Raw genomic sequence first — 20077 nt, 5'->3', positions numbered from 1 at the left:
TTATTGTTTCGCCAGGATGTTGACGCCGACCACGGCCTCTTCGATGCCGTACAGGCCACCGCCGTTTTCCTGGATGGCGATGCGTGCGCCTTGAACCTGGCGTTGTCCGGCTTCGCCGCGCAACTGCGTCACCAGTTCGTGAATCTGGCCGAGACCGGTCGCGCCGATCGGATGGCCTTTCGATTCGAGGCCGCCGGACGGGTTGATCGGGATGCGTCCGCCGACCGTAAAGTCGCCGCGTTCGGCCGCGGGGCCGCCCTCGCCGAATGGCACCAGCATCAGCGATTCGGCGTTGAGGATCTCGCCGATCGCCGACGCATCGTGCACTTCGGCAACGTCAACGTCCTGCGGCGTCACGCCGGCTTGTTCGTAGGCTTTCTTCGCCGCCAGGTGGGCGATGATTTTGTGCGGCTCGTCGACACTGCGCGTCATGCCGGTCTGAATGACACTGGCCAGCACGCGCACTGCCCGGGCGGCATCGCCCTGCAGGCGCTTCAGGCCGGCGGCGGTACACAGCACGGCGGCGGCGGCGCCGTCGCTGATCGGCGAGCACATGGCCGTCGTCAGCGGGTAGGTGATCGGCGGCGAAGCCAGCACCTGTTCGATCGTCATGGGCTGCTGGAATTGCGCCAGCGGGTTATGCACCGAGTGCTGGTGGTTCTTGGCCGCGACCGCGGCGATCTGGTGCTGCGTGGTGCCATAGCGCTTCATATGGTTGCGAGCGATGGCCGCATAGACATCCATGAACACGCTGTAGGGACGGTCGGACATGGTGCCGGGCGGGGGCTCGACGCCTTCGCCCAATGCCAGCAGCGTCTTCTTGTTTTCCTCGACAGTCGAGACGTCCCAGCCGCCGTCGAACGCAGCAAACATCTTGGCCTTGTCGGCGATGTTCATCTTTTCCGCGCCGACGGCCAGCGCGACGTCGCAGGTCCCGGCCCGCAGCGCCTGCACCGCCAGGTTGAATGCCGAAGCGCCGGAGGCACAGGCGTTTTCGACGGTGAACACCGGAATGCCTGCGATGCCGAGGCGGCGCATGGCGATCGGCCCCGGAATTGCGGTCTGCCCCTGGAACTGGCCATTGGTCAGCGTCGCATAGAATGCCGAGCCGATGTCGGCGGCCTCTGCGCCGGCATCTTTCAAAGCCAGGGCGACGGCCTCGCCGACCATGTCGTACACGCTGCGATCAAGCAAGCGTCCGAACGGCGTCATGCCGACACCGGCAACATAGATAGTGTTCATATAATTCCAGACAGAGGAATGAGAAAGGCAGGATGACGAAATTGGGTGGCCTTAACGGCCCTGGAATCGCGGCGCGCGCTTTTCGGCGAATGCCTGCAACCCCTCCTGCAGGTCGAAGCTGCGCAGATGGCGGCGCAACATGACTTGCTCATGCAGCAAGGCGTCGTCCCGCCCCTTGTCGGCGGAGGCGCGCGCGACTTCCTTCATGCGCCGCAACACGATAGGACTCTTACCGGCAATCTGGCCGGCCAGCTTCATCCCAGCCTCGGCCAGTTCGCCGTCGGGATGCACTTCGGATACGAAACCGTAAGCCTTCATCTCGGCCGCCGAAAGCGTCTTGCCGGTCAACAGCAGATACATGGCGATGTTCTGAGGAATCAGGCGCGGCAGAACCGCTGCGCCGCCGGCGCCGGGATAGACGCCAAAGTTTGCATGGGCGTCCCCGATGGCAGCGCTTTCGGCGGCGATGACGATGTCGGCGCACATGGCCAGCTCCAGGCCGCCGGCCATGGTGACACCGTTCAGTGCGGCGATCACCGGCTTGGGGAAATTGCGCAGGCGTACAAGCGTTGCGCTGGCATGGTCGAGGAAATCCGCTTCGCCGGCCTCTGCCTTCTGGCTTGCCAGCACCTCCTTCAAGTCCGCGCCGGCGCAGAATGCGGGACCGGCGCCGGTCAAGACCAGCACGCGAATGTCATCGTCGGCGGCGATCTGGGTCAGTCGGCGGTCCAGCTCGGCCAGCAGCGCCCTGTTCATCGCGTTCATCGCCTTGGGGCGATTCAGCGTCAAGCGCGCAACCGCGCCAGTTGTTTCAAACAGCAAGGTTTCTTCGGTCATAACGTCTCCGGGTTATTTAGGAATGTTGTCGTGGCGGAGAGGCGCAGGCCTGTCCGCGGCAGTAAGTCATCATAGGAAGGGGGAAATGACCGCGCGGCTCTTTGGAACGAAAAGTACATTCCGCAAAGCGATCCGCGGCGACCATTCGTGGAACATGCCGGTGAGCAGTGACTGTGGAGGGATGGTTGTCGTTCCAGCACGGACGACTGGCGGCCGCGGTGAGCGTGCCTTGACCGGTTCGGCGGGCGTGTAGAATCGACAGCACCACCGCCTGTCAACATCGCCGCGCCTTGAAATCCGTCCGCCAACCATCCCGCGTCACAACGCAAGAAGCGACGACCATAGGGGGATACTGCACGGCAATCGCCAAGACTCTGGAAGCCGGCGGAATGGACAGCGAGCGCATTTTTCGCTCCGTCGGCGTGCAACCCCACATGGTGAACGGCCCTATGGTCCGGCTGCCTGTCGCCACCCTGACCAGGCTATACCGTGCGTGCGTGGAGGCCACCAACAATCCGTATTTCGGCCTGTCGGTCGCCCGGCACATCCATATCTCCAATTTGCATGCGCTCGGCTACGCGCTTGCCGCCAGCAGCACGCTGCTCGACTTCTGTCACCGGCTGGAGCGGCACTTCCGGCTGGTGTCGCAGGCGGCAACCGTTCGTGTCATTGAAGAAGGCGACACGATTGCCGTGCGCGCCACCGATATCAAGATCGAGGTCTGCGGCGAAACCGAAGACGCATTCGTCGGTTTCCTGGTGCAAACGATGCGCATGTTGTACAAGCCGGGGTTCAACCCGCTGTCCGTGGAATTCCATCGTCCAATGCCGCGTGAGGGCGACGAGCCGTACCGCGCGTTGATGCGGGCACCGGTCAGTTTTTCGAATCAGGCCATTACGCTGACGTTCGACAGGCATGAGTTGACGCAGCCGCTCGGCGGAGCCTGCCCGGAATTGGCGCAAGTCAACGACAACATCGCGAATCAATATCTTGCACGACTCGACAAGCGCGACGTGGTGACCGGCGTCACGCAGAAGATCATCGAATTGCTGCCCTCCGGCGACTGCAGCAGGGAGAAGGTAGCCGAAGCGTTATGCGTGAGCCCCGCTACTTTGCAGGTGCGGTTGGCGCAGCGCGGCACCAATTTCCTGCAGATCATGGACGATACGCGTCGGGAACTGGCTTGCAATTACATCCAGCAGCGAACGAGCTCCGTCACCGAAATCGCCTTCTTGCTCGGATTCACCAGCACCAGCAATTTCGCCCGCGCATTCAAGCGATGGACCGGCATATCACCGACGCGATTCCGGGATGATCCACCTGCGTAGGAGGTCAAGGGTTCTGTCACCGGAGAAGCGTTCCGGTACCGCCAGGTCCGCGCCTAGCGACAGAAGGCCGACGATGTTCCCGTTCACCGAGTCGCGAACACGGATAGCGGCTCAATTCCCGGCGCAGGGCAACTGGAAGAAAATGCGATCGCCGGATCCGGCGATCGCCAGGCCGCCTGCATCGAGCCAATTCTAGAAACGCAGGCGGGACGCAAGCGTCGAGACTTGCGTCAAAACGGGGTACGCCAACGGCGGCTCAAGTGGATCGCCGATAACCGACGCCACGTTGGTGTCGGCGCTCACAAACGGGCGTCAACTCGTCTCTTCTTCCTGCGAGCCAGGCTTCTCACATCCTTCCTGCCCACCGCCGATTTCATCTGATTGTTCACGAAACAAATCAGAACGACAAAACAGTTTCAAAAAATCAAAATAATATCAAAGGCAACGGGGTCAAACCTCCTCACAAAACCCCATTAAAATCCGCCACCACGGCAAGGCTTGATTGATTTTCCACCGACGGCACCTGTAAGACATCCGTGAAAATTACTGATACAGTAGCCCCGCGCACATGCCGGATTGGACCGTGAATCGCATTTCCCAGAAACTATCTCGGCAATTTTTATTAAATTTGTTCACAATGCGCCGGACCCTCCTCGCACCTCACCGGGCTACGCCATGAAATGCGACAGTGCAATTGCCAGCCTCATAGAAAACTTCCCGACCTCGGCGAGCCTGAAGGAAGCAGACACCGGCAGATACATTGTAAATAATCTGCATAACTCGCTTCAATTTGGAATAAAAAATCCAAAGGACCTCTTGGGCTTGACGATACAAGACATCAGATTCAATCAGCCCGACTGGGGAACGCAATATGCAAAGTCGATTGAGCGACTGGATTTTTCCGCGCGCGAAAAGAAATCCCATGTAATCGGCAGGCACCAATTTCTCGACGACGGCGGAGAGGCGCAGGTCGAGGAAATGGTCAAATTCCCGGTACTGGGAACTCGCAAGAAAATACTCGGGATCGTCACCTATCGGCACGACATTACACGGACCCTCCCGCCAATCAATGTCTATCTGCTGAACAGGAAGTTTTACAACACTGCAACATCGATCGAACGAACACTCACCTATTTCAAGGTCCATCAGTACTTCATCAACCCGCTGACGGACGCGCAAGTTCGCGTTTTTCTTCTAAGGTCCGAGCGGCTCAGCACCAAGGAAATCTCGCGGTTCCTCCGCATCTCGGACAGAACGGTGGAGTGCCATTTCGCCGCGCTGCGCAACAAGGTCATAGACGGAAACCTTCCCTACGTCCTGTCTCTCGTGAAGGAAAGCGTTTCATGCGATCAAGATTTGACCCAGTCCTGAAAATAGCGCTCACGGCCAATCTTTTTGAATGGTATGAATTTTCCCTTACCGCCTTCATGGCACTGGAAATCGGCCGACTATTCTTTCCTCCCGCAAGCGACAAACTGGCGCTGGCGCTGAGCTTTTCGGTGTTCGCCAGCAGCTACCTGGCGCGCCCGTTCGGCAGCCTGTTTTTCGGCGCCTTGGGCAATCGATACGGCACCGGCACGGCACTCAAATTCAGCATGCTGGGAATGGCAACGCCAGCGTCACTGATCGCATTCCTGCCGACCTATCAGGCGGCCGGCTACCTTGCGACCTTCCTGCTGCTGACATTGAAAGTGCTGCAGGGTTTTTGCGCCGGCGGCGAAATGCCATTAAGCGGATATTTCGTGTCGCTTAACGCAAACGATCGGAATCGCGGGCCCTATTGCGCCTTCGTTGTGGTGAGCGGATTCATCGGCATGCTGTTGGCGTCAGGCACCACGTTCGGCCTGCCGTATTTCGCCAAGGCGCTGCACCCTCTCGCGGGCCAGTCGACTGCGGGGTACTGGTCCGAATCGTGGCGCTGGCCGTTTTTGCTCTGCATCCCCCTGTCGCTGTCGATTTACTCGCTCAGGTCGTCGGTAAGCAAGGGCCCGAGCGTGCAGGCGCTCCGCCCTTCCCTCCGGAAGCCGGCTTTGCCGTTGGCCCAGGCTTTCATCCTGGTTGCGTTCATGGAAGTTGTCATCTACGCGTTGCTGGTGTGGATGCCGAACTATCTACACAGCTATCTTGGCGCTTCCCGCTTCGATGCGCATTTTTCAAATGTCGTCACTTTGATCGTCTTCTCTGCGGCAACGATCGGCGCAGGCTATGGTGCTCGCGTCACAAGCGCGTCCACGCTCGTCCTGGCCGGGATCGTTTCGCTGGTCTTCAGCAGCTATCCGCTGTTCCGCGTGTTGCAAACCGGCGATCCCGTTTTGCAATTGCTTGCGCAGGCCGCCTTGGCCATCATGGCCGGCTGCATCGTCGGTGTCATTTTTATCGTTCTGGCCGATCTGTTCAAAGAAAGTTGGGGGGACGTCGGCATGGCCAGCACCTACTCGTTTGCCACTGCGATTTTTGGCGGGACCGCGCCCGTCGTGTGCGCCTACTTGATCGAAGTCACGCATCTGGTGACCGCGCCCGCAATCTATATTCTGGTGATGGGTTTGCTGGCCGCGCCCGTTGCGTACAGCCTGGCTGCGACACAACGAGGCCAGATGCGTTTCCGCACATCCGACTGATCTCAGACAACGATACCGGCATCCCTTGTCCTTCATCACTGACCTTCAAGCCCAATGCAGCATTCAACCAAGTTTCCGTTGACCTATCTGGTCACGCCGGAACCCTCGGCCGACAAACCGTTGGCCAGTTTTCTCGCGGATCTGGAACGTGCGCTGAAAGCGGGCATCCGCCTGGTTCAGCTCCGCGCGAAAACCGTGACTGCATCGCAGTACGCCTGGCTGGCCGAGCAAGCGTTGACGTGTTGCCGGCGCTACGATGCACGGCTGCTGTTGAACGCGCCAACTGAAGTGGTGGAGGCGCTGCAGGCGGACGGCATACATCTCACCAGCACGCGCCTGATGGCGTGCTCGAGCAGACCCTTGCCCGCCGGATTCCTGGTTTCCGCTGCGTGTCACGACGCCAACCAAATTCGGCATGCAAATCAGATCGGGGCCGACTTGTTGACCATCTCACCCGTTCTGCCGACTGCGACGCATACCACCGCTGAACCGCTTGGCTGGCCGCGCTTTCGCGAACTCGCGGCGCTGACGTCGATTCCGGTCTATGCGTTGGGCGGAATGTCCGTCGACACATTGGCAGAAGCCCGCAACGCAGGTGCGTATGGTATCGCTGCAATTCGCGCGCTTTGGGGAGCGGTTGTCGAAAAATCGTAAGCGCGGCTTTCGATCATCGACTCCACGAATGTCGTCAGCGCCTGACAGACGCCTCTCCCGATCTACCTGGCCCTGACTTTCAACTTCACCTGAAGCAAGGTCAGCGCACCGAGCACGAACACGGCGACGGTCCACGCGCCGTCATGGTGCAACAGCACGGCGGCGGTCGCGGCGATGCCCGCCAGCCCTTGCTGCAGGAAACCGCACAAGGCCATCGCATGCGCGCCGTACTCATGCGCATCGCTGACGGCGGTCGCCATGCTGTTGGGGAACAGCACCGCCTGGCCAAAAATCGTCAGGCAATACAGCGCGATGAAGATCCACAGTCCGGCGAAATGATCCAGCAGACCGCCCAGCCAGGACGCCAGCATCAGCGTGGTCGCGAGCGCGAGCAGCGTCGCGCCGGCATGCATCAGCCGCACGCCGCCCAGCCGGCTCACGAGGCGATTGACCAGCATCGCGCCGCTGAAATACGCGACGCCGATCAACAGGCCGATACTGCCGAAGCCCGTCACGTCCAGCCGAAAATGCTCCTGGAACACGAAAGGGCTCACTTCCTGCAGGGTCACGGTCGTCGCGAATCCCAACCCTCCCGCGCACGCGGGCCACAGAAAGCCCGGGCGCCGCAGCACGGCCCGGTAGGTGCCGGCCATGCCCGACGTGACGGCGGTGCGGCGTCCCGCCTTCAAGGGCAGCGAATACGAGATGCCGATCGCCAGCGCGGCGGTGACGGCCATCAGCACGAAACCCGCTTGCCAATGGCTGTACCGGCCGATCAGCCCGCCGATGAACTGGCCGCCGCCCAGTGCCGTGATGAACGCGATCGACAGCACGGAGAGCCGTCGCGCCAGTTCGTCTCCGCGCCAGTTGTCCCGCACGACGATTCTGGCGATGATCGCCGCGCCGCCGCCCGCGATGCCCTGAATGGCGCGCAATGCCAGCAGCGCCACAGCGGACGTGCAGCTTGCGAGCAGCAGACTGCTGGCCGCGAACAGCAGCAGGGAAATCAGCAACGGGCCGCGCCGGCCCCAGCGTTCCGCGGCGGCGCCCCAGAACAGGACGGGCAGCGCCGCGCCGATCACATAGGCGGAGATGGACAGCTCGGCCGCGCCCTGAGTCATCTTCAGGTCGCGCATCACGATGGGCAAGGACGGCAGATAAACCGTCGTCGCCATCTGCGCCATGAATACGATCTGGCACGCCAGCGCCATCGCGCGAAAAGCCGATGCGGTGCTTTCCAGCGATGCATCGGCAGTGAGAGCGGGTTTGTCACTCATGGGCGACCTTGAATGGGTTGAGACGCGTGGCGAACCGCCTGACATCTCCCCGCTGCATGTTCGCCCGGATCATGATCCTGAGTGCGTCACGGCCTTTCGCAATCGCGGGGAAGAAGATCGCGGTGAACGAATGCATGGATTTTCCGGAGATGACCAGCCGGTACCGATCCACACTCGCAAGAGATGAAATTCACGTTGCGATATGGCTATTCATCGAACCCGTTGGCCGCAGGCAGGAAATCGATTTTAATCAGAATCGCCAGACCCGCACTCGGAAAACAAAGCAAAAAAATCCTCGCCCCATAGAAGGATTATTCTATTTGCGCGACTCGCCCCGATATCCGGGCATCGGCAAACGCGCAAGCGGGTCGCTCCCGCTTCCTGGCCCGCCGTGCTAGTGACGAGCGCTACTTTCAATCGGCAAGAATCACCGCTTCAGCGCGTGTTACCGTTGTCGAAACGCTGAAGCGTGACGACAAAGCCCGCCCGATCATGAACCCACCCATCACGCTGCGCGCGGCAACGCCGGCTGACATACCGTTCCTCTTGAGCCTTCGCAAGCTCACGATGACCGCGCATCTGCAAAGAGCCGGCGTACCCACCGACGACGACACGCACCACCGCCGCATCCAGGCGAACTTCGAGGACGCGAAGATCATCTGCGACGGTGCCGAGAGCATCGGGCTTCTCAAATTGAGTCGAGCGACGGACGAGTGGCACCTCCACCAGATCCAGGTATTGCCCGCACATCAAGGCAAAGGCATCGGCAACGCGCTGCTGCGCGACGTATTGGCTGAAGCGACGTGCGCAGGCGTACCCGTCTCGCTGAGCGTTCTCCAAGGAAATCCGGCGCGGCACCTCTACGAGCATCTCGGTTTCAGGGTCATCACGGAAACGCCCATCGACGCGAAGCTGACGTGGCATCCGTGATGCGCCGCGTCAGCGCGCTCGCAGGAGCGACGGCGGCACGCCCAGCAGCCGCAGAAAGCTGCGGCGCATGTTCTCGGCGTCGCCGAAGCCGCATTCGTTCGCGACGCGCTGCAGCGACGACGCCCCGCTTTCGAGCGCGGCGCGCGCCGCTTCCACGCGCAGCTTTTCCACCGCCTTCGCGGGCGTGAGGCCGGTTTCTTCCTGGAACGCCCGCGCGAAATGACGCGGACTCATGCAGGCGTGCTCGGCCATATCGCTGACGCGATGACGCGCGCCGAGGTTGCGGCGCACGTGATCGAGCAGCGGCTTGAAGCGGCCGCGCGCGCAGTCCATCTCGATCAGCGAGGAGAACTGTGACTGCCCGCCGGGCCGCCGGTAATAGACGACAAGCTGACGCGCCACCGCACGCGCGACACGCTCCCCCAGATCCTCGCCGATCAGCGCGAGCGCCAGGTCGATGCCGGCGCTGATGCCCGCGCTGGTCCAGAACGGGCCGTCGTTCACATAGATATGGTCGGGCTCCAGGTGAACCTGCGGGAACGCGCGGGCGAACTGTTCGCTGCGGGACCAGTGCGTGGTGGCGCGCCGGTTGTCCAGCACGCCGGCCGCGGCCAGCAGCAGGCTGCCCGTGCAGACGCTCGTCACGCGCGCGCCGCGCTTCGCGCAGCGCTGCACGAAGCGATGCAGGCGCGCGTCGTCCATCAGCGCGTCCACGCCGTCGCCGCCGGCGATGAGCAGCGTGTCGACCGCGCTTGCCGCAGGCAGTCCTTCGGCTGCCCAGCTCACGCCTGACGAGCTGCGCACGAGGCCGGCTTGCGCGGCGATGGTGCGCAGCGCGTAGTGGCCCTTGCGATAGCAGCCGGCGACTTCGAACGCGGCCACGGGCCCGGCCGCGTCGAGCAGCTGGAAGTCGGGAAAGATGAGCACGGCGATGCGGTGAGGCATGGCAGAAAAAGCGGGATCGGCGACATTGCTGCCAAAACGATAAAGCGCGACGCTGTGGGGTGTCAATCCACCCAAAGGAGATTCACGACATGACCGCTGCACCCTACGTCGTCGTTTTCGCGCTGTTCGACAATGTGACGCAACTCGATTTCGCCGGCCCCTACGAGGTGTTCCTGCAGCTGCCCGGCGCGCAATGCGTGATGGCTTCGTCCCGCGGCGGGACGATCGTCGCCGACGGCGGCCTCACGATTGCGAACGTCAAGCGGCTGGCCGACATCCCGCATGCGGATCTCGTGTGCGTGCCGGGCGGCCTGAGCGTGGTCGACGCGCTGGAAGACGCCGATTACTTGCGCGAGCTGCGCCGGCTCGCGGAGGGTGCGCAATATGTGACGTCGGTATGCACGGGATCGGTGCTGCTTGGGGCGGCGGGGCTGTTGCGCGGCAAGCGGGCGGCCTGTCACTGGTCGTGGCGCGACCTGCTGCCGCCGTTCGGCGCGATCGTCGATGAAGCGCGCGTGGTGCGCGACGGCAACGTGATCACCGGCGGCGGTGTGACGGCCGGCATCGACATGGCCTTGTCGGTGATGGCGGAGATTGCCGGCGCGGCGCTCGCACAGTCGGTGCAGCTTTGCGTCGAGTACGCACCGGCGCCGCCGTTCGATTGCGGGCGGCCCGAGCGTGCGGCGCCCGAGCTCCTGGAGGCGGTGACGGCGCGACTGGACCGGATGAGGACCGATCGCTACGCCGCGGTGCAGCGGGCGGCGCAAGCGCTCTGACGCAAAACCGACCGCGCTTTCCGTGCGCGGGGTCGGGCGCGTTCCATTGCTGAGCGGGCCCGCCAACGCACATACGGGAGACGCGTATGCCACGCATCCGTCACCGTCGCGAACAGTGACCTCCCGGCGCATCAATGTTGCGCCGCCCACACCGGTTCACGCAGGCTGTAGAGTTCCTTGTTGCGCGCAATGGTTTCAGGGCCCGGCGGATAGTCGTGGTTGCTGGTCGGCAGCAGACCGTCGTGATACGCGCGAATCAGCTCCTGACGAACCTGCTCGCGGGTCCTACCCTGTACGACTGAATTCCCGGACGGGCCAACCGGCGCAACGGCAGCGGCGCTGTTGGCGCCGGGTGCGGTACTTGCCGCGTATGCATTGGGGTAATCGTGACCGCCGTCCGCGAAGGCGGATGTGGCGGCGGTTGCTGCGAAAACCATGGCGACGACAGTTCGAATGTTCACGTGATCTCTCCGGTTCGAAACCAGGAATCGCGACGGGCGACTCCAATGGCTTGCATTCTGGAGAGCGAGCCCTGAATGGCCCGTGACGCAAGCATGACCGTTCGGTCATGCCGTGTCGAACCCGGCACGTGACAAGGCTCAGTAGATGCCTCCCGCCTTCAATGCATCCGCGGTCATGTGTGCGCCAAGCGCAACCAGCATCACGCCCATCGCCCAGCGTTGAACCAGCAGGAGTCCCGGGCGGCTGGCGAGGAACGCCGCCATGCCGCCGGAGCAGACTGCCACGAAGCCGTTGACCGATGCGAACGCGACAATCAACGACGAACCGAGCACGAGCGACTGCCTGAGAACGCTGCCGTCCTGATGGTTGATGAATTGCGGCAGGAGTGACAGGAAGATCATCGCGAGCTTCGGGTTCAACAGACTCGTCGTGGCGCCCATCGCGAAGAGCCGGCGAGGCTGTTCCCGTGGCAGATCGCGAACCTCCAGCGGAGAACGGCCGCCAGGCTTCACGGCCTGCCACGCCAGATAGAACAGATACACGGCGCCCACCGCGCCCAGGACACTGCCTGCATAAGGCACGCTCAAGAAAAATGCCGTGATGCCGAACGCTGCGCCGAACATGTAGAAGAGGTATCCGAGCATGACGCCCGCAAGCGAAATGAGCCCGGCCGTGCGCCCTTGGGCAATCGAGCGCGACATCACGTAGACCATGTTCGGGCCCGGTGTCACGGCAAGCATTCCGGCGACCGTCAGAAATCCGTAAAGCGATGCCGTACCGTGCATTGTCGCGCCCCCCAAGTGATCATCGATCGTAGTATCGGTTTGATGCATACTCGAGTAAAACGAATTAAACTGAATTGATTGATCAGATTTTCTGACGAAAATGAAGAAGCTCGATCTGGACGTACTCGAGATGCTCGTGGCGATTGCCGATACGGGATCGTTTGCGCGAGGTGCGGAGTCCGTGCATCGGTCGCCGTCGGCGGTCAGCATGCAAATCAAGGCGCTTGAAGAAGCGCTGGGAAAACCGCTTTTCGTGCGAAGCACCCGTAACGTGACGATTACCGCGGAAGGCAAGACGCTCCTGGACTATGGCCGTCGCATGCTTGCGATGCGGGATGAGGCATGGGCGTCGGTCGTTCGTCCCGAGATGAAGGGCCGCGTCACCATCGGCGTTCCCGATGACTACGCGTCGTCGCTGCTGCCACAGGTTCTGGGAAAGTTCGCGGCGGCGCATCCGCGTGTCGAAATTCGGGTCATCGGCATGCCCAGCAGCGCGCTCGTGCCATTGCTCAAGGACAACACGCTGGACCTCGCCTGCATCACGAAAACGCGGGGCGTCGCGGGCGAATTCATCCGGTTCGAGCCGATGGTGTGGGCAGGGTCGCCCACAAGAAAGGTGTGGAAGGAGCGCCCGCTTCCGATCGCCGTTTTTGCGCATGGCAGTACGGCGCGTGCCCATGCCATCAGCGCGCTGCAGCGGGAAAACATCAAATATCGGATGTCCTACGAAAGCCCGAGCCTGATGGGCCTGATCAGCATGGTCGAAGCAGGGCTCGCGATAGCGCCCCTCGCAAAATGCAGCGTGCCGGGGCACCTCGTTCAGCTATCGCAGAACGAAGGGTTGCCGCCGCTGGATGACCTCGAGGTCGTCCTTGCCCGCAGTGCCCGGTCCGGCCGGCCGCCCTGTGATTTTCTCGCTGGGCAGATTCTGGCTGAACTGAGGGTTTGAGCCGGCCGCTACCACTAAGGAATCTACCTACGGTGCCGATAATACCCGGGAGCGCAGGCGCCTGATCCCGCATATATCGATAACGTGATGAAACAAGCTCTCCTTTCGCTGATTCTCTTTCTGTTCGCCTCGGCGGCACATGCCGGACTGGATATCACGGCATACAGTGGACTGACGATTGTCGAATCGCCTCATCTGTCATCCGATGGGATGCCTCAAGGAGAGAATCAAGTCATTCTCGATCCAGGTAGCTTCCCTGATCGTTTTCGCGGACTCGAAAGCGGAAAGGTGTATCAGTTCAAATCGTCTTTCGACTTCAGGGCCGGCTCCTATTCCGGCTACAACGCGTGGCGGAACGAACTGGCCAAGCTCGCCGGATATCAGCCGACCATGTCCGTCCGGAATAAAGTGGCCGAATCGAGATACGACGAGACGGTATGGAAACTCGACCACGGACCGTTTTGGGAGTTGATCGCTTTCTCTGACGCAGAAGGCACGATTGGTCCGGATGTCTGCAGAAAGGTCTACCAGGATTTCGTCCAGTACCGTAATCAGGCGGCACAAGTGCCTGACGCTTACTTTTACGAGTCTTATGGTGACTGGATGAAGGCCTTTGAGATGTGCGCGAACAACGGCGCAATCGTCTTTCACTAGATTTGTCGAAGCTGATGCGGAAAATCCCGGTCGCCCGGCACGAGAAAAAAACTTGCACGACATTCATATACAACGGGGTCGAGGATGAACCGGTTACCGGCACACATGCCAAGTAGCATCACCAATGCAACCTGTGACGGGGTTACGTACCACATCCGCCGCGAACTGGGCTCCGTACGCGTCGTCGCCCCACGGAGGGTTTCGAACGCGAAGCGCCGTTCGGGAGCAGCAGCATGACGTTCCGATCCCTGATCGATGCGCTGTTGGGACGCAAGAAGCATGAACAGTCGGCCGCCCTGCTTCAGCAGGCCGCAGTCGGCCCGAAACTGAGCGAGCAGTTCGAACTTCCTGCCCAATGGGTCTTGCAGCAGGAAGATGAGCGCATCGCCATCTTCAGCAACGCAGCGGGTGACGTACTCACGATCAACTTCTTTATGGCCCGGCCCGACATAGGCGCGCCCATCGACGACGTCGACGCGCTGCGCGCGTTTTACCGTCGCACATCCGAGGCTAACGGTCTCGCCTTTGTCGAGACGGAGCTGGCGCAACTGACCACCTTGAGCGCCGTGCGCACGCTGTTCAAGGCGCGAATGGACCAGATACGCGGTTTCGCCTTTATCGGCGCTTACACGCTGCCCTTTGCCGATCGCTCTTATGTGATCAAGGTACAAGGCGCCGAGCAGGGCGTCACCGGCATGCGCGAAGCGGCCGTCATGGTTCTGATGGGGCCACCGGAAATAGACGATGCCACGGGCGAGTTGATCGGATGGGCTCAGGATCCCTACGACTCGAGCCATCGCGCCGAGTTCATGCGCAACCCGGCCGACGATCAGAAATATGATGCCCAGTTTCCCGACCATCCGCTGAGCAAGGTTCGGCGCTATCTGGCAGAACTTGAAACCGGCGTACGTGTCGATCCGGCCATTCGTGGACTTCAACCCTTCTCCTACCCGGCGCAACGGTACTGAAGCGACGAATCCACGAAGAACCGAAAAAGAGCCCGGCCAAACGGCCGGGCCTGAAAGGGATGGTCGCCGCATGCCAATGCCGCAGCGTCATGGACGAACCACCCGCGTGGACGGATACGGCAATCGGCTGGCTTACGTCGCGCCCGGCAGCGGACTCGATACGAGCACGGCCGCGACCAGCAGCACGCCGGCCAGCACGAGCGACTCGACCTTGAGCACCGCGCCGAACCGGCGCAGCGCGCCTGCCGGCGAAGCCGCGGCAGGATGCTTCAACGCAGTCAGCAGCTTCGGCATCTCGAAGAACCGGTTGTGCCCCCCGAGCGCCGCGGCAATCAGCACCAGCGCGAGCTTGAGCAGCAGAATCTGCCCATATGTCGACGCCAGCAGGTTCGAAGGCGCGTTGACGCCCCGCCATCCGTTGTATGCGCCCGTACTGAACAGGACGATCAACGCGTAAGTGGATGCGTCGGAGAGCGACTGCACGAACGACGCACCGTTCCGGTATTCGCTTCCCGGCGCGCGAATCAAAGGCGGCATCACCGCATACGTCGTCACCAGCACGAGGCCGACCCACGCGCTGATGGCCAGCAGATGCAGCCAATCCACCCAGACCGGCACGCTGAACAGCCCCGTATCCACCGGATGCCCGCCATTGCTGCGCGCCAGCGCGACACCCGCCAGCGCAATCCACATCGCGAACGAAACGCGCGACGCGCTTCGTGACGGCAGAAACGACAGCACGACGATGCACAGCGTGAAGCCGGCGCCGACCAGCCACGCGTGCCCGAAGCCGGTTCCCGCGAGCATCGACCACACGGCGGGGCCTGCTTCGAACAGCGACGACTCGCTCATCAGCGCACAGTGCGCCCAGAACGACAGCATGCTCGCCAGCAGCGACGCGACGGATGCGATGCGCATCGTCGCGACGAGACGCCGGCCCATGTCCTCCTGCCAGCCGGATTCGCCGCGCGCGAGCCAGCGGTTGCCGAGCAGCGCCCCGACGACGACGGCGAAGCCGACGTTCTGCACGGCGACCGCGACCAGCCGCAAGATGCCGAGGAACCCGTCGTTCATCACTTCACCTTGAACGCGTAGGTGCCCTTGGTCTTGTGCGCATCCGCGGTCATCACGGCCCACTGGACCGTGTACGTGCCCGACGCCAGCTTCGGCACCGCGACCGTCATGACGCGCGGCGTGGACGCGTCGATCTTGGCCTTCTCCTTCGTCACGGCGGTGCCGCTTGCGTCGGATACCTTGACCGAACTGAAGGTCGGTTCGAGGTCTTCGTTGAAGGCAAGGCGCAACACATCGGGCGCGACGTCGACCGTGCTGCCCGATGCGGGCACCGCGCTTTCCAGCTTGCCGTGCGCCAGCGCGGCGACCGGCGCGAGCGCCATCGCGCCGGCCGCGGCCAGCCCGGCGAAATGCTTGAGGGTGAGTGTCTTCATGGTGTGGTTCGTCTCGTCAGGTCAGGATGGGGCGCCGCACAATCGCGGCGCCCCGCATGCCGTCACTGCTTCTGCAGCTTCGTGACGGTGAGCGCGCCACTCACTTCCTCGGCGACGAAATCGATCTTGTCGCCGGCCTTCACCTGCGACAGCATCGCCGGGTCCTTGACCTTGAAGACCATCGTCATCGCGTCCATGCCGAGGTTCTCGAGCGGGCCGTGCTTGATGGTCAGCTTGCCGGCGGCCGCATCGATCTTCTTGACTTCACCGTGCGACAAGCTGTTGTTCGCGTCGGCGCCCTGCTTCGCACCGCCGCTCATGTTCATGTTGCCCATCTCGCCTGCCGCATGCGACGCGGCCGAGAACGCGAGGGCACAGCCCATCGCAATCGAAACAAGTGCTTTCTTCATCGTGCTTTCTCCAGGGTTGAGGTGATGAAACGGTCGGCCGGGTCGGCCCGGCCTTGTCATGCAATTCAGCTGTCCGGCAGTTCGCCGGTGTATTCGTAGGCGACGGTTCCCTTCGGGTGCCTGAACCAGCCCGGATCGCGGAAGTCGTTTCGGCCCAGCCCTTGCCGGACCTTGACGACGGTGAACATGCCGCCCATTTCCAGCGGCCCGAACGGACCGGTGCCGGTCATCATCGGCAGCGTGTTGTCGGGCAGCGGCATCTCCATCTCGCCCATCGCGCCGCCGGTGCTGCCCATCGCCATGTAGTCGGGCACCAGCTTGTTGATGCGCTTCGCGAGATCCTTCTGCGGCACGCCGATGAGGTTCGGCACCTGATGGCCCATCGCATTCATCGTGTGATGCGACTTGTGGCAGTGGAACGCCCAGTCGCCGGGATGGTTCGCGGTGAACTCGATCGCGCGCATCTGGCCCACCGCGACGTCGGCCGTCACCTCCGGCCAGCGCGCGGCAGGCGGAATCCACCCGCCGTCCGTGCCGGCCACCTCGAAGCTGTAGCCGTGCAGGTGGATCGGGTGATTCGTCATCGTCAGGTTGCCGAACCGGATGCGCACGCGGTCGCCCGCGCGCACCGGCAGCGGGTCGATGCCCGGGAACACGCGCGAGTTGAACGTCCACATGTTGAAGTCCGTCATCTCGTTGACGCGCGGCGTGTAGCTGCCCGGGTCGATGTCGTAGGCCGCCAGCAGGAACACGAAGTCCCGGTCGACCGGCATCACGCCGCGGTCCTTCGGGTGCACGATGAACATGCCCATCATCCCCATCGCCATCTGCACCATCTCGTCGCCGTGCGGGTGATACATGAACGTGCCGTGCTTCTCCAACTCGAACTCGTAGACGAACGTCTTGCCGGGCGGGATGTGCGGCTGAGTGAGCCCCCCCACGCCGTCCATCCCGCAGGGCAGCAGCATGCCGTGCCAGTGCACGGTCGTATGCTCGGGCAGCCGGTTCGTCACGAAGATGCGAACCTTGTCGCCCTCGACCGCCTCGATGGTCGGGCCCGGCGATTGCCCGTTGTAGCCCCACAGGTTCGCCTTCATCCCGGGCGCCATCTCGCGCACGACCGGCTCGGCCGTCAGGTGGAATTCCTTCCAGCCGTTCTTCATGCGCCACGGCAGGGTCCAGCCGTTGAGCGTCGAGACCGGCGTATACGGGCGTCCGTTGGGCGGCACGAGCGGCGGCTGCGTCGCCGCCTTCGTCATCGTCGGTGCTTCAGGGAGCGACGCGGCGCCCGCCTTGCTGACCATCGCGGCGCCAAGGAGCGCGGCCCCGGAGCCGCTGAGAAATTGTCGACGGGACACCATGTTATTGACCTTCCGAATGCGTTGCCGGCGCCGGTTGCGCCATGGGAGCCGAAGTCGGCTGGGCTGCGCCCGCTCGCGGCAGATGGCCGCCGACTGCCTGCTGGAGATCGGTCTCCGCGAGCCAGTAGTCCTTCAGCGAGTCGATATAGCTGTTGACCGCGCCGACCTGTTCGCGCGAATCCGCGAGCAGCTCGAAGACGCTGGCGAGCATGCCGTTGTAGCGGAGCAGCAGCTCGTCCGAGATGGTCTTGCGCAGCGGCACGACCTCGTCGCGGTAGTGCTTCGCGATGTCGTAGCTGGACACGTATGCCGAGTACGACTCGCGGACCTCCGAGCGCGCATCGATCGCGGTCCGGGCGAGCTGGTTTGCCGAGCGCATGTAGATCGCCTCGGCGCGGGCAACCTTGGCGCCGCCCCAGTCGAACACCGGAATCTCGATGCTGATCTCGTAGCCGCGCTCATGCCCCTTGTCGGTTTCGTAGTTGTTCAGATACCCGACATCGAGCGCATTGACGAAGCGCGTCGCCTTGGTGAGCCCCAGCGACGACGCGACGCCCTGGGTTTGCAGCTTCGCCGCCTGGATGTCCAGGCGATTCTGCATCGCGTAGCTTTCGAGGTCCTTAAGATCCGGGCGGGCCTTCGGCAAGTCCGGCAGACGGTCGGGAAGCGTGTACTGCGCGCCGGCGCCCCACAAGCCCATCGTGCGCGTCAGCTTCTCGCGCGCGGCGACGGCCTGCTGGCGCGTCCTGGCGAGCTGCGCGGCCGAATCGGCATAGAACGCCTGCTCGCGCGCGTAGTCGAGCTTGCTGAAGTTGCCCGCCTGGCGCATGCGCGATGCCAGTTCGGCGCCGGCGTCCGCGGAATCCTTCACCTGCTCCGCGTACTTGGCCGCCTGTTCGGCCGCCACCGCGTTGACGTACGCGCGACGCGCGTCGGCGGCGACCTTGAGCATGCCGTCCGCGGTCTCCAGCTTCGTCTGCTCGAAGCGGCGCCCCTCGATGCGCGCGGCGAACGGCAACGTCAGGAGGCCGAGGACGTTCGCCGAAAACGTGCGGCCGATGCTCAGGTCGCCGTTTCCTGCGCGGGTCCGGCTGAACGTGAACCCGGGATTCGGGAGCCGGCCGGCCTGCACCAGGTCGGCTTCGGACAAGCCCAGCTCCGCGTAGGATGCCTGAAGGCCGCGGTTGTTCAGCAGCGCGACCTGCACGGCGTCGTCCATCGTGAGCGGCCCGGCGAGCAGCTCCTGCGTCCGCTTCGCCGCGGCATTCCGGTCGTCGTCCGTCCTGACGACGACCGCGTCCTTGCCGAGCCGCTCCCTGGCAGTGGAGGACACCGTATCGAACCCGCCGTCCTTGGAAAACGTGGTGCAGCCGGCAAGCAACGCCATCACCGCGATGCCCGCCCCCATTCGAGCAGAAAGGAATCGTTGCATCATTTGGCGGCTTCCTCATGCTTCGCGTGGTTCGAATGGTCGTCGGCCGGTTTGGCCGGCGCGCCGCCGTGCTTCATGCCGCCTTTGGCCGGTTTGTCGAGGACGGCCTTGTTCAGTTGCAGCCACGTCGGCCCGTCGCCGTCGCGGTAAGGCTGATATCCGTCGAACGCGGACGGAACGGTCATCGCCGGCACCGGGGCCGCTGCGTCGGTCGGATCAGGAAAGGTTGTTGCGGCATGCGCGAGCGACGGCAAGGTAGCCGCCGCGCCGAGCAGCGCTGCAAAGATCAGTCGCATAAGTGCTCTCGTCATGAATCAGCTGGCACGCGCGTATCAGCGCGCCAGGTCGAATGGCGTGGCGCGGTTCATCGACCGCGACGGCGAACTAGACGGGCAGGCGGCGAGGCGGCCGCTCGACGCCGTCGGTCAGGAACGACACGACGCCGGCAGGCGGCGGAATGGGGTGGGCGACGCGAGCGGCGTCCGGTGCGGCGGCGACTGCGGGCGCGGCCGGCAATCCCGTTTCGATGCAGCAGGACGCGCAGATCGAACACGCACGCGCCTGGTGTGCGTCGCCGTGATGCCTGGGGCGATGCGCGTCGTCCGCGCGCGCCATGCGTGGCATGTCGCGGTGGTATTCTGGCGCGGCCTGTTCCGGGTGCCGGGGCGCATCGTCCGGCGCGACGGCGCATTGCGTCGAGACGGCCGCAAACGACTGGACCGGAAGGCTCAGCGCCAGCATGACAACGATGAAGAGTGTGCGCCAGTACGACATGGAAGCGGAATCCGGCCAGCGGCAATCGAGTGAGTCGGGTCAGAAGAACGTGGGACGCAGCTTATCGCCGCGCGCGTGACGCGGGCATGGCCATAAAATGACCGAAATTTCATGCAGGCACGTGGTCCGGACCGTCGACGGCCGGCGCTTCATGAAAAATTTGTCATCCAGCCGTCATGCCCGACGCGGCCGCGCCGCCCTAAGCTCGGCCCCTGGACCGACCCGCC

23 protein-coding genes are annotated in these 20077 nt (G+C 63.1%); 9 read left to right on the top strand and 14 right to left on the bottom strand.

Going from position 1 to position 20077, the window contains the following annotated elements; translation table 11 throughout:
• On the bottom strand, positions 1-1242 hold the full coding sequence (locus tag B7P44_RS20010) for a thiolase family protein (protein ID WP_084907577.1): 1242 nt from the start codon (positions 1240-1242) through the stop codon (positions 1-3).
• Positions 1243-1293: 51 nt separating this feature from the next.
• Positions 1294-2079 carry an enoyl-CoA hydratase/isomerase family protein gene (locus B7P44_RS20005; RefSeq protein WP_084907575.1) on the bottom strand — a complete coding sequence of 262 codons (786 nt, stop codon included), beginning with the start codon at positions 2077-2079 and terminating at the stop codon, positions 1294-1296.
• Between the two features lie 389 nt (positions 2080-2468).
• Between B7P44_RS20005 and B7P44_RS20000 the strand changes: the two genes are divergently transcribed.
• The 4 genes from B7P44_RS20000 to B7P44_RS19985 all read left to right on the top strand — a co-directional run bounded on the left by B7P44_RS20000 (position 2469) and on the right by B7P44_RS19985 (position 6679).
• A complete protein-coding gene (locus B7P44_RS20000; protein ID WP_231716791.1) occupies positions 2469-3407 on the top strand; it encodes an AraC family transcriptional regulator in 939 nt (312 codons plus the stop codon).
• A 576-nt stretch (positions 3408-3983) separates the two neighbouring features.
• Positions 3984-4778, top strand: a complete 795-nt coding sequence (locus B7P44_RS19995; RefSeq protein ID WP_231716790.1) for a helix-turn-helix transcriptional regulator — start codon at positions 3984-3986, stop codon at positions 4776-4778.
• A complete protein-coding gene (locus B7P44_RS19990) occupies positions 4751-6025 on the top strand; it encodes an MFS transporter (RefSeq protein WP_084907569.1) in 1275 nt (424 codons plus the stop codon). The genes B7P44_RS19995 and B7P44_RS19990 overlap by 28 nt, the downstream gene beginning before the upstream one ends.
• Before the next feature lie 54 nt (positions 6026-6079).
• Positions 6080-6679 carry a thiamine phosphate synthase gene (locus tag B7P44_RS19985; RefSeq protein WP_084907567.1) on the top strand — a complete coding sequence of 200 codons (600 nt, stop codon included), beginning with the start codon at positions 6080-6082 and terminating at the stop codon, positions 6677-6679.
• Positions 6680-6741: 62 nt separating this feature from the next.
• On the opposite strand, the gene B7P44_RS19980 is transcribed toward B7P44_RS19985, so the two are convergent.
• Both B7P44_RS19980 and B7P44_RS19975 read right to left on the bottom strand, forming a co-directional pair.
• Positions 6742-7956: an MFS transporter gene (locus tag B7P44_RS19980; protein ID WP_231716789.1), complete on the bottom strand. Its 1215-nt coding sequence runs from the start codon at positions 7954-7956 to the stop codon at positions 6742-6744.
• On the bottom strand, positions 7949-8092 hold the full coding sequence (locus B7P44_RS19975; RefSeq protein WP_157721082.1) for a hypothetical protein: 144 nt from the start codon (positions 8090-8092) through the stop codon (positions 7949-7951). Before B7P44_RS19975 ends, B7P44_RS19980 begins: the two co-directional genes overlap by 8 nt.
• A 356-nt stretch (positions 8093-8448) precedes the next feature.
• On the opposite strand from B7P44_RS19975, the gene B7P44_RS19970 reads away from it, so the two are divergent.
• Positions 8449-8886, top strand: a complete 438-nt coding sequence (locus tag B7P44_RS19970) for a GNAT family N-acetyltransferase (RefSeq protein WP_084907560.1) — start codon at positions 8449-8451, stop codon at positions 8884-8886.
• A gap of 9 nt (positions 8887-8895) precedes the next feature.
• Here the strand turns inward: B7P44_RS19970 and B7P44_RS19965 are convergent, their stop codons facing one another.
• Positions 8896-9831 (bottom strand): GlxA family transcriptional regulator, encoded by a 936-nt coding sequence (locus B7P44_RS19965; protein ID WP_084907558.1) that lies wholly within the window; start codon positions 9829-9831, stop codon positions 8896-8898.
• An 89-nt stretch (positions 9832-9920) separates the two neighbouring features.
• Between B7P44_RS19965 and B7P44_RS19960 the strand changes: the two genes are divergently transcribed.
• Complete coding sequence (locus tag B7P44_RS19960) at positions 9921-10607, top strand: DJ-1/PfpI family protein (RefSeq protein ID WP_084907556.1); 687 nt, start codon at positions 9921-9923, stop codon at positions 10605-10607.
• A gap of 131 nt (positions 10608-10738) precedes the next feature.
• On the opposite strand, the gene B7P44_RS19955 is transcribed toward B7P44_RS19960, so the two are convergent.
• Positions 10739-11068, bottom strand: a complete 330-nt coding sequence (locus B7P44_RS19955; protein WP_133117852.1) for a DUF4148 domain-containing protein — start codon at positions 11066-11068, stop codon at positions 10739-10741.
• A gap of 138 nt (positions 11069-11206) precedes the next feature.
• Positions 11207-11854 carry a LysE family translocator gene (locus B7P44_RS19950; protein ID WP_084907551.1) on the bottom strand — a complete coding sequence of 216 codons (648 nt, stop codon included), beginning with the start codon at positions 11852-11854 and terminating at the stop codon, positions 11207-11209.
• Positions 11855-11954: 100 nt separating this feature from the next.
• Between B7P44_RS19950 and B7P44_RS19945 the strand changes: the two genes are divergently transcribed.
• The 3 genes from B7P44_RS19945 (at position 11955) to B7P44_RS19935 (ending at position 14425) form a co-directional block, all read left to right on the top strand.
• The gene (locus B7P44_RS19945; protein ID WP_084907549.1) at positions 11955-12803 is read left to right on the top strand and encodes a LysR substrate-binding domain-containing protein; all 849 of its coding nucleotides are present in this window, start codon (positions 11955-11957) and stop codon (positions 12801-12803) included.
• A gap of 87 nt (positions 12804-12890) precedes the next feature.
• Positions 12891-13457 carry a hypothetical protein gene (locus B7P44_RS36485; RefSeq protein WP_133117851.1) on the top strand — a complete coding sequence of 189 codons (567 nt, stop codon included), beginning with the start codon at positions 12891-12893 and terminating at the stop codon, positions 13455-13457.
• Positions 13458-13690: 233 nt separating this feature from the next.
• Positions 13691-14425 (top strand): hypothetical protein, encoded by a 735-nt coding sequence (locus tag B7P44_RS19935; RefSeq protein ID WP_084907545.1) that lies wholly within the window; start codon positions 13691-13693, stop codon positions 14423-14425.
• Between the two features lie 132 nt (positions 14426-14557).
• Here the strand turns inward: B7P44_RS19935 and B7P44_RS19930 are convergent, their stop codons facing one another.
• The 7 genes from B7P44_RS19930 to B7P44_RS19900 all read right to left on the bottom strand — a co-directional run bounded on the left by B7P44_RS19930 (position 14558) and on the right by B7P44_RS19900 (position 19850).
• Positions 14558-15499: a CopD family protein gene (locus B7P44_RS19930; protein WP_084907543.1), complete on the bottom strand. Its 942-nt coding sequence runs from the start codon at positions 15497-15499 to the stop codon at positions 14558-14560.
• Positions 15499-15873 (bottom strand): copper homeostasis periplasmic binding protein CopC, encoded by a 375-nt coding sequence (gene copC, locus B7P44_RS19925; protein WP_084907542.1) that lies wholly within the window; start codon positions 15871-15873, stop codon positions 15499-15501. Before copC ends, B7P44_RS19930 begins: the two co-directional genes overlap by 1 nt.
• Positions 15874-15935: 62 nt before the next feature.
• The gene (locus tag B7P44_RS19920; RefSeq protein ID WP_084907540.1) at positions 15936-16283 is read right to left on the bottom strand and encodes a copper-binding protein; all 348 of its coding nucleotides are present in this window, start codon (positions 16281-16283) and stop codon (positions 15936-15938) included.
• A 65-nt stretch (positions 16284-16348) separates the two neighbouring features.
• On the bottom strand, positions 16349-17644 hold the full coding sequence (locus B7P44_RS19915; RefSeq protein ID WP_084907537.1) for a copper oxidase: 1296 nt from the start codon (positions 17642-17644) through the stop codon (positions 16349-16351).
• Position 17645: 1 nt separating this feature from the next.
• Complete coding sequence (locus B7P44_RS19910; RefSeq protein ID WP_193834294.1) at positions 17646-19079, bottom strand: TolC family protein; 1434 nt, start codon at positions 19077-19079, stop codon at positions 17646-17648.
• Entirely contained in the window at positions 19076-19372 is a 297-nt protein-coding gene (locus B7P44_RS19905; protein ID WP_084907535.1) for a hypothetical protein, read from the bottom strand. Before B7P44_RS19905 ends, B7P44_RS19910 begins: the two co-directional genes overlap by 4 nt.
• 88 nt (positions 19373-19460) lie before the next feature.
• Positions 19461-19850 carry a hypothetical protein gene (locus tag B7P44_RS19900; protein ID WP_084907533.1) on the bottom strand — a complete coding sequence of 130 codons (390 nt, stop codon included), beginning with the start codon at positions 19848-19850 and terminating at the stop codon, positions 19461-19463.
• Positions 19851-20077: the final 227 nt, after the last annotated feature.

It is taken from the genome of Burkholderia ubonensis subsp. mesacidophila (assembly GCF_002097715.1).
GTDB classification, from domain to species: domain Bacteria; phylum Pseudomonadota; class Gammaproteobacteria; order Burkholderiales; family Burkholderiaceae; genus Burkholderia; species Burkholderia mesacidophila.
This window is presented reverse-complemented; position numbering and strand designations above follow the sequence as displayed.

What these genes read in the sequence shown, in the direction of transcription:
- B7P44_RS19975 (WP_157721082.1), bottom strand. Translation starts at nt 8,092, where the DNA reads ATGCATTCGTTCACCGCGATCTTCTTCCCCGCGATTGCGAAAGGCCGT.
- B7P44_RS19905 (WP_084907535.1), bottom strand. Translation starts at nt 19,372, where the DNA reads ATGCGACTGATCTTTGCAGCGCTGCTCGGCGCGGCGGCTACCTTGCCG.
- B7P44_RS19980 (WP_231716789.1), bottom strand. Translation starts at nt 7,956, where the DNA reads ATGAGTGACAAACCCGCTCTCACTGCCGATGCATCGCTGGAAAGCACC.
- B7P44_RS19960 (WP_084907556.1), top strand. Translation starts at nt 9,921, where the DNA reads ATGACCGCTGCACCCTACGTCGTCGTTTTCGCGCTGTTCGACAATGTG.
- B7P44_RS19970 (WP_084907560.1), top strand. Translation starts at nt 8,449, where the DNA reads ATGAACCCACCCATCACGCTGCGCGCGGCAACGCCGGCTGACATACCG.
- B7P44_RS19915 (WP_084907537.1), bottom strand. Translation starts at nt 17,644, where the DNA reads ATGGTGTCCCGTCGACAATTTCTCAGCGGCTCCGGGGCCGCGCTCCTT.
- B7P44_RS19920 (WP_084907540.1), bottom strand. Translation starts at nt 16,283, where the DNA reads ATGAAGAAAGCACTTGTTTCGATTGCGATGGGCTGTGCCCTCGCGTTC.
- B7P44_RS19930 (WP_084907543.1), bottom strand. Translation starts at nt 15,499, where the DNA reads ATGAACGACGGGTTCCTCGGCATCTTGCGGCTGGTCGCGGTCGCCGTG.
- B7P44_RS20010 (WP_084907577.1), bottom strand. Translation starts at nt 1,242, where the DNA reads ATGAACACTATCTATGTTGCCGGTGTCGGCATGACGCCGTTCGGACGC.
- B7P44_RS19935 (WP_084907545.1), top strand. Translation starts at nt 13,691, where the DNA reads ATGACGTTCCGATCCCTGATCGATGCGCTGTTGGGACGCAAGAAGCAT.
- B7P44_RS20005 (WP_084907575.1), bottom strand. Translation starts at nt 2,079, where the DNA reads ATGACCGAAGAAACCTTGCTGTTTGAAACAACTGGCGCGGTTGCGCGC.
- B7P44_RS19945 (WP_084907549.1), top strand. Translation starts at nt 11,955, where the DNA reads ATGAAGAAGCTCGATCTGGACGTACTCGAGATGCTCGTGGCGATTGCC.
- copC (WP_084907542.1), bottom strand. Translation starts at nt 15,873, where the DNA reads ATGAAGACACTCACCCTCAAGCATTTCGCCGGGCTGGCCGCGGCCGGC.
- B7P44_RS20000 (WP_231716791.1), top strand. Translation starts at nt 2,469, where the DNA reads ATGGACAGCGAGCGCATTTTTCGCTCCGTCGGCGTGCAACCCCACATG.
- B7P44_RS36485 (WP_133117851.1), top strand. Translation starts at nt 12,891, where the DNA reads ATGAAACAAGCTCTCCTTTCGCTGATTCTCTTTCTGTTCGCCTCGGCG.
- B7P44_RS19950 (WP_084907551.1), bottom strand. Translation starts at nt 11,854, where the DNA reads ATGCACGGTACGGCATCGCTTTACGGATTTCTGACGGTCGCCGGAATG.
- B7P44_RS19965 (WP_084907558.1), bottom strand. Translation starts at nt 9,831, where the DNA reads ATGCCTCACCGCATCGCCGTGCTCATCTTTCCCGACTTCCAGCTGCTC.
- B7P44_RS19900 (WP_084907533.1), bottom strand. Translation starts at nt 19,850, where the DNA reads ATGTCGTACTGGCGCACACTCTTCATCGTTGTCATGCTGGCGCTGAGC.
- B7P44_RS19910 (WP_193834294.1), bottom strand. Translation starts at nt 19,079, where the DNA reads ATGATGCAACGATTCCTTTCTGCTCGAATGGGGGCGGGCATCGCGGTG.
- B7P44_RS19985 (WP_084907567.1), top strand. Translation starts at nt 6,080, where the DNA reads ATGCAGCATTCAACCAAGTTTCCGTTGACCTATCTGGTCACGCCGGAA.
- B7P44_RS19990 (WP_084907569.1), top strand. Translation starts at nt 4,751, where the DNA reads ATGCGATCAAGATTTGACCCAGTCCTGAAAATAGCGCTCACGGCCAAT.